This window comes from Gordonia sp. NPDC003429 (assembly GCF_053588575.1).
Map to the genome: position 1 here is coordinate 44,893 of NZ_JBSFQF010000003.1, position 11,596 is coordinate 56,488.

At 64.6% G+C, this 11,596-nt stretch carries 10 protein-coding genes and 1 tRNA gene; 3 read left to right on the forward strand and 8 right to left on the reverse strand.

Annotated elements, in window-relative coordinates; translation table 11 throughout:
• Nucleotides 1-97: 97 nt before the first annotated feature.
• A tRNA-Pro gene (locus tag ACWDSI_RS05515) sits at nucleotides 98-171 on the reverse strand.
• Between the two features lie 215 nt (nucleotides 172-386).
• On the opposite strand from ACWDSI_RS05515, the gene ACWDSI_RS05520 reads away from it, so the two are divergent.
• The 3 genes from ACWDSI_RS05520 (at nucleotide 387) to ACWDSI_RS05530 (ending at nucleotide 2,655) form a co-directional block, all read left to right on the forward strand.
• Nucleotides 387-818, forward strand: a complete 432-nt coding sequence (locus tag ACWDSI_RS05520) for a DUF7144 family membrane protein (protein WP_449747359.1) — start codon at nucleotides 387-389, stop codon at nucleotides 816-818.
• Nucleotides 819-921: 103 nt separating this feature from the next.
• Nucleotides 922-1,545 carry a lipocalin family protein gene (locus ACWDSI_RS05525; protein ID WP_449747358.1) on the forward strand — a complete coding sequence of 208 codons (624 nt, stop codon included), beginning with the start codon at nucleotides 922-924 and terminating at the stop codon, nucleotides 1,543-1,545.
• Between the two features lie 54 nt (nucleotides 1,546-1,599).
• Nucleotides 1,600-2,655: an acyl-CoA dehydrogenase family protein gene (locus ACWDSI_RS05530; RefSeq protein ID WP_449747357.1), complete on the forward strand. Its 1,056-nt coding sequence runs from the start codon at nucleotides 1,600-1,602 to the stop codon at nucleotides 2,653-2,655.
• A gap of 35 nt (nucleotides 2,656-2,690) precedes the next feature.
• Here the strand turns inward: ACWDSI_RS05530 and ACWDSI_RS05535 are convergent, their stop codons facing one another.
• The 7 genes from ACWDSI_RS05535 to ACWDSI_RS05565 all read right to left on the reverse strand — a co-directional run bounded on the left by ACWDSI_RS05535 (nucleotide 2,691) and on the right by ACWDSI_RS05565 (nucleotide 11,202).
• Nucleotides 2,691-4,049 (reverse strand): M20/M25/M40 family metallo-hydrolase, encoded by a 1,359-nt coding sequence (locus ACWDSI_RS05535; protein ID WP_449747356.1) that lies wholly within the window; start codon nucleotides 4,047-4,049, stop codon nucleotides 2,691-2,693.
• Nucleotides 4,050-4,106: 57 nt separating this feature from the next.
• Entirely contained in the window at nucleotides 4,107-5,111 is a 1,005-nt protein-coding gene (locus ACWDSI_RS05540; protein ID WP_449747355.1) for a helix-turn-helix domain-containing protein, read from the reverse strand.
• Between the two features lie 11 nt (nucleotides 5,112-5,122).
• Nucleotides 5,123-6,172, reverse strand: coding sequence for a helix-turn-helix domain-containing protein (locus ACWDSI_RS05545; protein ID WP_449747354.1), 1,050 nt, complete (start codon nucleotides 6,170-6,172; stop codon nucleotides 5,123-5,125).
• Entirely contained in the window at nucleotides 6,169-6,765 is a 597-nt protein-coding gene (locus tag ACWDSI_RS05550; protein WP_449747409.1) for a hypothetical protein, read from the reverse strand. Before ACWDSI_RS05550 ends, ACWDSI_RS05545 begins: the two co-directional genes overlap by 4 nt.
• A gap of 191 nt (nucleotides 6,766-6,956) precedes the next feature.
• Nucleotides 6,957-8,366: a glutamate decarboxylase gene (locus ACWDSI_RS05555; RefSeq protein WP_449755907.1), complete on the reverse strand. Its 1,410-nt coding sequence runs from the start codon at nucleotides 8,364-8,366 to the stop codon at nucleotides 6,957-6,959.
• Between the two features lie 102 nt (nucleotides 8,367-8,468).
• Nucleotides 8,469-10,433, reverse strand: coding sequence for a YhgE/Pip family protein (locus ACWDSI_RS05560; protein WP_449747352.1), 1,965 nt, complete (start codon nucleotides 10,431-10,433; stop codon nucleotides 8,469-8,471).
• 1 nt (nucleotide 10,434) lies between these two features.
• Complete coding sequence (locus ACWDSI_RS05565; protein WP_449747351.1) at nucleotides 10,435-11,202, reverse strand: ATP-binding cassette domain-containing protein; 768 nt, start codon at nucleotides 11,200-11,202, stop codon at nucleotides 10,435-10,437.
• Nucleotides 11,203-11,596 lie beyond the last annotated feature (394 nt).

Sequence of the window (11,596 nt, forward strand, 5' to 3'; positions counted from 1 at the left end):
GAGACCACAGAGAAGAATCGGGTGGCCGCGGCACAAGTAAGGCCCCTGACCTGCATTCCTGCCGATCAGGGGCCCTGCTGTCGTCTCAACCAACGAGTCGGGGTGGCGGGATTCGAACCCACGACCTCTTCGTCCCGAACGAAGCGCGCTACCAAGCTGCGCCACACCCCGTGTGCAACCTGCGATAGCTTACCCCCACCACCGTGCGCGAACTAAATCGGCTGGTCACACCGCGACGCGATCAACACCGACTGCGGATTTGAGCTCCCGTGCCACGATTTCGGGACGCTTTTCATCCGACGTGGCCATATGGCCGGTGCCGCCATCGGATGTCGATAGTGTTGGAGGCATCACACATTGACAACCGGTCAGAAAGGCGCACCACGATGAGCACACAGTTCGATGACGCGGCAGCCGAGAGTTCCGCGAAACAGGGATTCGCGTTCGGCATCTCCCTCGTCGCAGCCGCGCTGCTGTTCACCGCCGGAATCGTGGGCATCTTCACCGGCATCTCCGCGATCGCCAATGACCAGCTCTTCGTCCTCGACGGCGACTACATCTACAAGTTCAACCTCACCACGTGGGGCTGGATTCACCTGATCATCGGCATCATCGCGATCATCGTCGCGGGTGCGCTGGCAGTGGGCGCCGACTGGGCGCGCATCGCCGCGATCATCATCGCCTCACTGTCGATCATCGCCCAGTTCCTGTGGCTGCCGTACTACCCGGCGTGGGCGATCCTGATCATCGTCGTCGACCTCATCGTGATCTGGGCGGTCGCCACCTGGCAGCCGGCGATCACCTACGCGCGGGACTGACCGCCCATCCGCGAGGCGGCCGGGACCGAATGGCTGTGCGTTCACACGACTGATCCCCTATGACCGGTCACCCGGTGACCGAGTCGACCGTCAGGAAGGCACCATGCCCCACTCGAGAAGAATCCTGGCCGCACTCGCGGCTGCGCTGTTCGTCGTCACCGGCCTCGTCGCCACCACCGCACCGGCACGCGCCGACACCTCGCTGCAGCCGGTGAAGAACTTCGAGGTTGCGCGGTACCTCGGAACCTGGTGGCAGCAGGCCACTATTCCGTCCTTCTACGGCATCCGCTGCGCCAAGGACACGAACGCCACCTACGGCCTGATCAACCCCACCACTGTCAGCGTCGACAATCGGTGCACCAGCTTCACCCGGCAACCCGACGGCATCAAGGGCAAGGCCACCGTCGTCGACCCCGAGAAGAGCAACGCAGCGCTGGCCGTCTCGTTCCCCGGTGTCCCCAACACGATCAACTCGGGCAACTTCCCGAACTACGTGATCGCGTGGGTTGCCGACGGCAAGGACCCGAAGGGCCCGTACGAGTACGCGATCGTGGGTGACCCCTTCCGCGTCTCCGGCTTCGTGCTCTCCCGCAAGCAGGTGCTGACCACCGAGGACCTCCGGATGCTCAAGACGCAGACCGAGAAGCTCGGCTTCAATTCGTGCACCTTCCTGATCTCACCCACCACGGGCGGACGAAGCGACTACTCGCCGCTCTGCACCGTCTGAGTCGTCGGGCCCTCCGGCCCGGGGTATCGATGCGACGGCACTAGGCTGGGTTGGGTGACGAGGACACCCGACCCGGCCGTGCTCGTGGAGTCCGCCTACCGCATCGCCGACGATATGCTGTTCGGCGACGCCGCCGAGGTGGACCGCACCGGCGAGATCCCCGTCACCCACTGGTCGGCGCTGGCCGATGCCGGCCTCTTCGGCATCGCCGCCCCGGATTGCGGCCTCGACCTCGCGCAGGTCATCGAGATCATCGAGGTCCTCACCAGCGGCTGCCTGTCCACCGCCTTCACCTGGCTCCAGCATCACGGGGTGGTGATCTCGTTGTCGTCCACCGACAACGAGCCGCTGCGCGCAGAGTTGCTCGACGACGCGATCGCCGGACGGTTGCGCGCCGGCGTCGCGTACGCGGGTGCGGTGCCCACGCCGCCGCGGATGCGGGCCACGCGCACTGCCGACGGCTGGTCGCTGTCGGGGTATGCCCCGTTCGTCAGCGGCTGGGGGTACATCGACATCCTGCAGATCTCGGCGCGTGACGTGGAGACCGACGACGTGATCGCGGTGATCGTGCCGACCCATCCCATGTCGGCGGCGATCTCGGTGTCCCCGCTCGCGCTGACGGCGGGAAACGCCACTCACACGGTGAGTGTGCGGGTGGACAACCTCACCGTGCCGGACGCGTTCGTCGTCGGCCGGACCCCGCTCGACAAATTCTTCGCCACCCAGAACACCGGGATTCGACTCAACGGCAGCCTGCCCTTCGGCCTCGTTCGCCGCTGCACCGCCCTCATCGAGCGGGCCGGCGACGTGGCAGAGGCCCGACGGCTGCGGGAACGCGCCGGTGAGATCCGGGCCCGGCTCGATCGATCACTCGATGACTCCGGGCACCTGCTGTCGGCACGTGCCGATGGCGCGCAACTCGCGGTCGACGCCGCCGCCGCACTTGTCGCCGCCGACGGAGGGCGCGCCCTGATCCGGGGCAGCGACGCCGACCGGCTGGCGCGCGAGGCCATGTTCACCCTCGTCGCGGCCAGCCGCCCCGAACTCAAAGGCCTACTGCTGCAACGATTCAGCGGCACTGCCGCGGATCTGCACGCTCCCCGGCCCTGATACCGCAGCCCGGCACACGACCGCAGAGCGCGCGGTCACGGCCGCTGGTAGTCACGGAGGAAGAGCGCCTCGGCAAGGGCGATGTGCTCGATCTCGCCGGGATCGACGCTCTCGTTGGGCGCGTGGATGAGGCACTGCGGCTCCTCCACACCGAAGAGCATGATCTCCGCGTCGGGGAAGGTGTCCTGCAGCACGGTGCACAGGGGGATCGAACCGCCCTGACCCTGCAACACCACGTCGTTGCCGTAGGCCGTGCCCATCGACGCCACGATCGCATCGAAAGCGGGTCCGCCGGTGGAACCGGAGAACGGCGCCCCGATCGCCTCTCGCTCGATGGCGACCCGCACATTCCACCGCGCCACGGCACGCAGATGCTCGATCAGCGCGTCCTGCGCGGCCACCGGATCCATGCCCGGCGGAACCCGCAGATTGATCCGCGCCCGCGCCCGCGGCGTCACCGACGCCGTCGACCCGGCCACCGGGGAGCAATCGATCCCGAGGACCGTGGCCGTGGGGCGCGCCCACACCATGTCCGACACGCGGCCGGACCCGATGACGTCGACGCCGTCGAGAACGGTGGCGTCACGGCGGAATCTGTCTGCGGGATAATCGATTCCCGGCCACACCGCATCGTTGGCAAGGCCGCGGACCGTTGTGTTGCCCGCCTCATCACGCAGCGAGGCCAGCATCGCGATCAGCGCGGCCAGAGCGTCGGGCGCTGCCCCGCCGAACATGCCGGAGTGCATCGCCGACTCGAGGGTTTCGACGCTCACCACCACGTCGGCGACGCCGCGCAGGCTGGTGGTCAACGTGGGTGTGCCCACCTGGAAATTTCCGGAATCCGCGATGAGGATGGCGTCGGCGGCGAACAGTTCGGGCCGTTCGGGAACCAGGTGCTCGAGCCCACCCAGGCCGAGTTCCTCGGAGCCCTCGGCGACGATCTTGATGTTCACACCAGCGGTACCGGCCAACGCGCGCAGCGCGGTGAGGTGCACCGCGATGTTGCCCTTGCAGTCGGCGGCGCCGCGCCCGTACCAGCGTCCGTCGCGTTCGGTGAGCGTCCAGGGCGGTGATGTCCACGCCTGCTCGTCCATCGGCGGCTGGACGTCGTGATGGCAGTACAGCAACACAGTCGGGGCGCCGGGCGGGCCGTCGATGTGCCCGGTCACCGACTTGCTGCCGTCGGACGTCACATGTGCGGCCACGTCGTGCAACCCGACCTCGGTGAACGCGTTGATCAGCCAGTCCACCATGGCGTCGCAGTCTTCGGGAGGCTTGCCACCTGGATCGAAGACCGAACGGAAGGCGACCATCTCCGCGAGGTCGGTGCGGGCCTGCGGCATCAGGTTCGCGACGCGGGCGGCCAGGGTGTCGGTGTCGGCGGTGTCATCCACAGTTCGAGTAACGCATATCGGCCACCACCTGTCATCCCGGCCGCTGAAATGGGGACATCACCGCGTCAAGCCTGCCTCCGCACGGAACGCACTCGGTGTGGTGCCGTACTCGGCGCGAAAACGGTTGCGCAACGTGGCCACCGAGCGAAAACCCGACTGCCGCGCCACCTCGTCGAGCGGGATCGAGTTCTGCGCACTCAGCAGCTCGCGGGCGTGGACGAGGCGCCGGGCGTTGATCAGGTCGGTCGGAGACTCTTCTGCGTCGGCAAACCGCCGGTACAGGTGGCGACGGCTCATGTGCAGGATGTCGGCCATGGAATGCGCCGAGAAATCCGGGTCGGCGTAGTGATGCTCGATGAGATCGCGGACCGCTTCGCGGATGAACATGGCATTGTTCGCCAACCGGCGCGTGGAGTAGGTGAAGTGTCCGAGGGCAGCTCGCACCAGTTCGATGGCGGCCATCTCCGCCTCGGGGTCGATGTCCAGGTTGCGGCCCGCGGCGTCGTAGGTGAACCGGAACAGGAACTGAGCGGTGGCCCTGGCGAACGTGGAGTCCGCGGCCATCGGCAGAAGGAGCCGATTACTCACCACGTCACCGCCGAGCACGTCTTGGGGAAACAGGAGCATCGCGGTCTCGCAGACCGATGTGATCTCGGCAGTGAACGGGCTGGCCGTCGTGAGCACCATGAACTGCCCGGACTCGTAGGTGTGTTGGCGGCCGAACTGGGTGACACGGAATTGCCCGTTGAGCCGGTGCGCCGCGACCATGAGATAGGGGGTGTCCACCTCGGCCTCCGCTCGGGCGGCGGAACGCTCGGAGCGGCGCGGAGTGCACAATTCGCAGTGCGCCCGGATCATGGACAGACTGCGGTGGTACATGATGCACTCAAAGGCGTCGGGGTCACGCACCGTGACACGGGAGAACTGTTGCGAATAGGTGGCGAGGCCTTCCCGGCCGCGGAACACGATCCTGTTGTCTGCACCGGGAGAATGTGGATCGATTCCGATTCGATTCTGCCACTGCGCAACTCGTGCCGGGTCCAGTCCGTCTTCCCTGCTCACCACATACATCGCTATACCGTCCCGTTCTCAGTTGTCGGCGTTGCGGGACGTACGCGGCGATACTGGTCGGGCGTCATCCCGAACTGCGCCTTGAATCGGTTGCGTAACGTGGCCACGGTCGCAAACCCCGATGCCTCCGCGACCCGTTCGAGACTGAGTTGATCCGGTCCGGAGAGTAGCCGCGCCGCGCGCCGCAGCCGGCGGTCGGCGATCATCGCGGCCGGCGACAACCCGAATCCGGCGAGCTGGCGGTAGAGCTGACGGCGACTCAGGTGCAGATGGCGCGCAATCGAATCCGCGGTGAAGTCCGGGTCGCGGAAGTGCTGTTCGACGAGCCGTCTGGACGCTTCCCGCACGAAGACCGCGTTGTCACCGGAGCGCAGCGAGCGCAGATCCTGCTGACGAATGACGTTGCGCACCAAGTCGACTGCCGCCAGCTCGGTTTCCATGTCGACATCCATCCCCCGCACGGCGGCTTCGCAGGCGAAACCCCTGATGAAGGCCGCGGTCGCACGCGCCAGCGGGGAATCCGACACGACGGGCGGAAGTGCGGAACTGCCCTCGGGCAGCTCATTCGCCAGCAGTTCGGTCGGAATCCAGATGCCGACCGGATCATTGACGGTGAACGACGTCTGGTCGTAGACCGCTCGGTTGTCGGCCATCGCCAGGTGCTGCTGGTTGTTGAAGAAGTGATCGACGCCGTCCTGTCGAACCAGACTGTTACCCGGCATCGAATACGTGTTGACCAGCAGAAAATCCGAGGGGAACTCGTCGACCACCGAGGGCGTGCGACTGGTGGTACACGGAGTTCGGAGCAGTGCGTGAACGAGGATCACCGACAAGGGTCGCCAGTAGACGTATTCCTCGAATGGGGTGTCACCGTACGGAGTCACCTGCAGCGCGGGAATGTAGTTCGCCACGCCTCGGTCACCGACCCGATGAAAGTGTCGGGTCGGGTTGGGTCCGGGCGTCATCGAGGAGCCGATACGCCTGCGCCAATCGGCGACGATCTGCGGGGTCAGCCCTTCCTCTGGGGCCTGGTCGACGGAGACGGCGGTCATGAGGTCGCACCCGGTACAGCGGAACGTCGCGGCAGCACGATCAGGGACGAGAGGAAGAAGCAGACAGCACCGACGAAGGTGCAGCTGTTGGCGAGCACGTTGTCGATGGTGTTGCCGTCGGGGGTGATGTAGGCGGCTACCGCGCTCACGCCGAAGGCGATACAGCCGAGCATGTTGATCTGGGTGGCCCACCAGCCGGAATCACTCGGATTCCATAGCTTCTTCACCCGCCAGTAGGCGACGATCGCGAAGGCGCCGCTGATGAGGAACGCCACCGAACCGCCCGCATCCGGCGCCCAGACGAGGTGCTTCTCCGCGGGCACGGTGTGCGCCGCCAACGCTGCGGAGGTACTGACGTTGAACATCAGGGTGCCGAAGGACTGGGTTGCCGCGGCAAGCCATTCTGCGCGCACCATGGTTCCCGGGGCATAGTCGACGGGAACGGTCATCGCCCCGCTCAGCAACAGTTGCACCAGACCCGCGGCGGTGAAGAACCACGCGCCGATGAAGTAGCAGATGTTCGCGTTGGCCGCGCCCATCCAGATACCGATCCATGGCGCCGATCCCAGCGCGAACAGTGCAGAACCGATCATGAATCCCCAGCACTGCTTGTTCAGTGTGGGGGTCAGCAACGCACGATGCCAGGATGGCTCCCGGGCGGTGGTTGTGCTCACCTGATCGCTTCCTATTCCTTGAAGTACGGCTTCCTTGAAGTGCGGCGTCATTCGACCACCGGCCCGAGCGGGTGGGCTCCCCGTCGCCCACCCGGTCGGTGGCCGGCCGGTCAGTGGTGGAAGTGCGATCCGGTGCCTTCGCGCGGCAACGGCGACTCCAACGCGTCGAGGAAGGCCACCTCGCTCTCGAGGTCGGCGAGCAGCGCGGTCGCCAGATCGTGGCTCAGACCGGCACGGACCACGATGCGCTGCAGCGTCCAGTCCGCCAGGCCGTCGGCCATCGGATACGCCGGCACCAGCCATCCCTTGAGCCGCAGCCGATCGGAAAGGTCGTACAGGTTCCACTTGTCGGTGTAGCCCGCCTTCAGCTTCCACGCGAACACCGGAATGGTGTCACCGTGACTGACCAACTCGAACGGACCGAGCTTGGCGATCGACGAGGAGAGATACGTCGCGACGTCGATCGACCCCTGCTGGATGGCCCGGTATCCGTCGCGACCCAAACGCAGGAAGTTGTAGTACTGCAACAGAACCTGTGCGCCGGGACGCGAGAAGTTCAGCGCCAGGGTGGGCATGTTCCCACCGAGGTAGCTGCAGTGGAACACCATGCTCTCCGGCAGCGCTTCCACATCGCGCCAGATGATCCAGCCCAATCCGGGATAGACGAGGCCGTACTTGTGGCCGGAGGTGTTGATCGAGACCACGCGCGGAACGCGGAAGTCCCACTCCAGTTCCGGCTGACAGAACGGGGCCACCATGGCACCGGATGCACCGTCGACGTGGATCTTGATGTCGAGGCTGGTATTCGCCTGGATCTCGTCGAGCTTCTCGGAGATCGCCTTCACCGGCTCGTAGAGACCGTTATAGGTGACACCGACGATCGCGACGACGCCGATGGTGTTCTCGTCGACGTACTTTTCGAGCTCGTGGCCGTCGAAGACGAAATGCTCCTCCGAGACCGGTACCCAGCGCGGTTCGACCTCGAAGTAGTTGAGGAACTTCTCCCAGCACACCTGGACCGCGGTCGACAGCACGAGGTTGGGCTTGTCGATGGGCTTGCCCTCGGCCTTGCGACGCTGCTGCCAGTGACGCTTGAGGGCCAGGCCGCCGAGCATGGCTGCCTCCGACGATCCGATCGTCGAGGTACCGATCGCATTGTCCACGTCGGGAACGTGCCACAGATCGGCGATGATCTTCCAGCAGCGGTCCTCGATGGCCGCGGTCTGCGGATACTCGTCCTTGTCGATCATGTTCTTGTCGTAGGTTTCCGAATACAGCTTGCGCGCTTCGTCATCCATCCACGTCGACACGAATGTCGCGAGATTCAGACGCGCGTTTCCGTCGAGCATCGCCTCGTCGTGGACGATCTGATACGCGGTCTCCGGCAGGCTCATCGAGTCCGGGATGGTGAACTTCGGATACTCGGTCGCCTCGCCCGGCCGGACGAATACAGGGTTGAGAATGACTGACTCGGATGTGTTCGTGGTCGCTCGCGCATTCGTATGCTTACGCTCGGTCATGCTCTCCTCCTCAGGAGTGTTGTGAATGAACTGTTCGGTTTTCTGGGCGTGATGTGGTCATGGACGTTTCGTCGTAGCGGAAGGGCAAGGGCTCAGCGCCCCTTAGACTTCGACCGGCGGATAGAGCCGATCCATGGTGTATTGCCGGTTTCTTCGGGCGGCCCAGGTGGTGATCGCGAGGAAGACCAGCGTCATGGCCGCGACCACGGATAGGGCTATCCAGAATCTGGAATCGATGCCGCCCACGGTGAGTTGGCGCAACCCGGTCACCGTGTACGTCATCGGGTCCACCCAGTGGATGTATTGGAACGGTTTTGTCGTGGTGGGTACCGGATAGATTCCACCCGCGGAGGTGAGCATGATCATGAGGAACGCCAGGGTCACCACTCGGCCCACCGCGGGCCCGAACAAGGCGTTGAACATCTGGATCATCGCCAGGAACATCGCCACCATCAACAACATGAAGGCAAATGTGCCCACCGGATGTGTCGGCCGCAGCCCGATCGCGAAAACCACCACCAGGTAGAGGATCAGCGCCTGCAGCACTCCGACGAAGAATGTCGGCGCGTACGAGGCGAGTACGACGCGCACGGAGTTGAGGCCCTGCGCGATCGGGCGCGCCTGCAGCGGCGTGAAGAGCATCCACGCGATGATGCTGCCCACGAAGAGCGCCAGCCCGAAGAAGAACGGGGTGAAACCGGTGCCGAACGTCTTCGCTTCATTGAGCGTGTTCTCCTGCAGCGCAACGGGTTTCGCCAGAGCATTGGCGAACTGTTCCTTCTGCTTGCTCGACCACTTCGGGATGTCCTTCACTCCGTCGTTGACGCCGTTGGCCAACTGCTGTGTGCCCGCGGCCAACTGTGTGGTGCCGGTGGCAAGCTGATCGGCGCCGTTACTGAGTTCCACCAGACCGGTGCTGAGCTGGTTGGCACCCGAGCTGAGTTCGTTGGCCGCACCCTGGGCGGCCAGGATGTCGCTCTTGAGCTTTCCGCTCTCGAACAGAGCAAGAGCCTGTCGTAGCGGACTCTGCGGATTGTTGACCTGCGCCGACAGCACCTCGACGTCGGATCTCACCTGGGTGAGCTGATTGTTCGCATCCGGGCCGAGGCCCTGCGTGCGGAAGTAGCTGCGCACGGGTGCGAGAGCGTTTCCGATGTTCTGGATGTTCGGGTCGGGACTGGCGAGCAGTTGGGCCACGACGCTGTCGACGATCTGGCTCGCCTGTGACTGCGCGTTGGCGGCGACGGTCAGCTGATTGGTCACCACCTGGGTGTTGTTACCGAGCCTCTGAGCGGTCGCGTTGAGCTGCGCCGGACTGACCCCGTTGGTACCGGAATTGTTCAGGGCCTGCAGCAACGGCGCCGTGGCGCCGGTGAGCGCGGTGTCGAGTTGATCGAGTCCACCCGCGAGTTGCGCCGCGCCGTCCTTGGCGGTCACCAGGTTCGTGGCGAGTTCCTGGGCACCGGTGTTGGCCTGCTTCATGCCGGTGTTCAGCTGGTTCACACCGGCTTGTGCCTGTTTGATCTGCGGAATCAGTTTGGACACGTCGCTGAGCACGATGTCGAAGGTCTGCGCCCCCACCTGGGCTCCGACGGTATTCACGATCTGCAACGCCGCATCCTGGCCCATCACGGTGGACAGGTAGTTGTTCGCGTCGTTGTAGGTGAAGATCAGCGGCGCGGAGCGGGGGTTGTCACCCGTCGGTGAGGCGACCGCCTCGCTGAAGTCCTTGGGCAGAGTGATGGAGAAGTAGTATTTTCCGTCCCTGACGCCTTCGGCTGCTTGCTCTTCCGAGACGAGGTGCAGGTCGAGTTGCTTCGAGTCGATCAGCCCCTGCGCGACCTGCTCACCCGCTTTGAGGGGCTGGCCCTGCACAGTGGCGCCTACGTCGGCATTCACCAGCGCCACCGGAAGCTTGTCGACGGCGTTGAACGGGTTCCAGAAGGCCCACAGGTACAGGGCGCCGTACATGAGTGGCATCAGAATGATCACGATGAGGGCGAGCCGGGGCATCCGGCCCCGGTAGTAGCGCTTGAAATCGCTGCCTGGGGAGAACGCTGCGAGCATGTCAGATCCGATCCTCGGTCTCGAGTTGAACGAACTCGTTGTCTGTCAAGTTGTGCACTCGGACAACATCTCTCACGCCGGTGTCGGGAAACACACCGTTGACGTCGGCGGTGATGATCGTCTGCTCACGGCCGATTTCCACCAGGCGATTGAGGAGTTTGTGGGCGCTTTCCACCCGGGTGAGACGATCGACTCCACCGACCACGAGGAGTGGCGGCTTGCGAATGTTGGCGACGGCAATCCGAAACAACGCAGCGGTGAATTCGGGCAGTTCCTCGATATACGCGTCCATGGTGGGAAGCGAGTACGGGCCGAAGACCGGCCGGCAGATCCGTTCCAGATCTGCCTCCGTGGATTGCGGCACCCACTTGTACCACTTCGCCGCCCAGCGGATCTGCTCGGTCACCACGTCATGGACCCGGATTGTCTGCTCGATGCCGTCGACCTCGTCGATCCACGCCAAGCCGGCCCGATTGAAGAGGTACTGGGCGTTGTTCTCCCGCCCGAATGCGTGCAATGTGCCCGACGTCGGCTTCATCCGGCCCGCAAGCGTCAGAAGCAGGGCGGTGCGGCCCCGCCCTCCGGAACCGACCAGCACGGTGACGCCACCTGCACGCACCGTGAGGTCCGTCGGACCGAAGATGTGTCCCCAGGACGCCTTGACGCCCATCCCGCGGGCTTCGAGTAAGACGTCGCCCCGGCCGGATTCTTCGCGCACGACACCGATCGGCTCGGTCGCAGGATCAGCACCACCACTCGGCGAGGTCATCGGGTCGCCCTCTGCCGCGTCTGGAGAATCCGCACTTCTGCGTTCACGCCGGGCGTCACAAGTATGGTCACGAGTTGAATTTAGTCAACGAATTGCGCCCATGTCCATTTCTGTGACATCCGAACACAGATTTGCAGCAAGGATGAAAGTCGTTGCGGTGGAATACTTTTCGGGCAACACAAGTCCACCCGAAGGTTGCCGTTTGGGGCCGGGCCGCGGCGACTCGCCGTATCCGAATCGACCAGCAAGAATGGCCACGCCGTGAGGGCGTGCAGCACCCGCGATAGGGCACCGGTCCCTACTTCCGATCTCAGATTAGGTCGCGTTTACGCAAAACAAGCGCGAAAGTGGGACATTGTGGCACGATTTTTTCGCTGGACCGTCACGGTGTTGG